Here is a 1,348-nt window from a genome sequence, read left to right as displayed (position 1 = left end):
CCCTGTCTTCATGCGCGCACGACGGGAAGATCACCCCGGCGGGAAACCCGTTCGACCCGCACGTTCCATGATCGGTTGAGATACGGCTTCTCAGGCGCGCAGCCGTCTGACGGCAACGCCGACGGCAACAGGGGCGCACAGCACGGCACTTCCACGCACACCTACGGACCAGCCGGAATTCGCTGACCAGCGAAAATGCAGGTGACGGCCGCCCGGCGAGCACACGTACTATGTGCTGGCGGGCGCCACGCCAGTCCTGGTGCATAACTGCGACAGAGCCTATTTGTATTTCACTGATGCCGAGAGGCAGAAGGTCTACGACGCCAATGCCGCCAAGAACGGCGGCGAGTACAGATGTGAATACTGTGGGCAGAATGTGGAACGGCGCGGATCGCGAGATGCCGATGGAAACCGCGTCCCGGGAAGGCCCGACGATGCCCAGATCGACCACGTAGTGCCTAGGGTCGATGGCGGGCACGGTGGCGACCATAATGGTGCTGTGGCCTGCCGTCGATGCAATAGGGATAAATCCACGAAGACTATGGAAGAGTGGGACGATGAGCTCAGAGACTTCCTCGACCCCTAGCGGCGGCGAGTCGGTGATGGCAGGTAAGCCTGAGAGGCTGTACAAGGTAGCCTTCGATCTTCCTGACGAGACTGCCGATTGGGCCCACGCCTCTTCGGAGCGGCTCTGGACTGGGAAGACCTCCGTGCAGATGGAGGTCCAGGTTCGGAACACTCCCTTCTACGTGAAGGGAATCGCCTTCGGGGACATTGTGCGAGTCAGAGCTGATCACGAGCGCAGAGAGTTCGTGTTCGAGGAGTTCGTTTCGGAGGCCGGGCATTCGACGGTCCGCGTCATCATTAAGGATGACGACGCGAGGGACATGATTGATGCCATGCTCCGCAGCTTTGAGTGTTCCTGGGATATCGATACGACGGGATACTTGTGGGCGATCGATGTGCCGCCGCACGTTGATTATGCATCCATGAGAGTTGCCCTCCTTCGTCTTGCCAATGAATGGAAAATCGGCATCGAAGAGGGTGCTCTTGCGAGAGCCCATCGTGATGGGCTCGGATTGCCAGAGTCTGACCGTTAATTGTATTCGCGAGAAGCCCCGGCGGACTTCGTTCCGGCGGGGCTTCTGCGGTTCTTGACGGCAACGTCAGCGGAGGGTCTGTACGGTGAGTGGCCCTGTCTCGCTTTCGGTGGTGACGGAGGGTGCTGCTATCCGAGTGAGGTTCCCCCGAGATGCGGCGGGTGGTGACAGAGGGTCAGATGGTTCTCATGAGAGGAGCATCGATCATGGCTGCACCCAGGAAGTACTCGCTTGAGTTGCGTGAGCGC

General features: G+C 59.9%; 2 protein-coding genes. Both read left to right on the top strand.

The window, feature by feature from the left end; all coding sequences use genetic code 11:
• Window positions 1–232 precede the first annotated feature (232 nt).
• Window positions 233–586: an HNH endonuclease gene (locus tag ACWDRW_RS40305; RefSeq protein WP_451733578.1), complete on the top strand. Its 354-nt coding sequence runs from the start codon at window positions 233–235 to the stop codon at window positions 584–586.
• On the top strand, window positions 468–1,100 hold the full coding sequence (locus tag ACWDRW_RS40300; RefSeq protein WP_451733575.1) for a DUF4265 domain-containing protein: 633 nt from the start codon (window positions 468–470) through the stop codon (window positions 1,098–1,100). The genes ACWDRW_RS40305 and ACWDRW_RS40300 overlap by 119 nt, the downstream gene beginning before the upstream one ends.
• Window positions 1,101–1,348 lie beyond the last annotated feature (248 nt).

The organism is Streptomyces sp. NPDC003635, from assembly GCF_053587635.1.
This window is presented reverse-complemented; position numbering and strand designations above follow the sequence as displayed.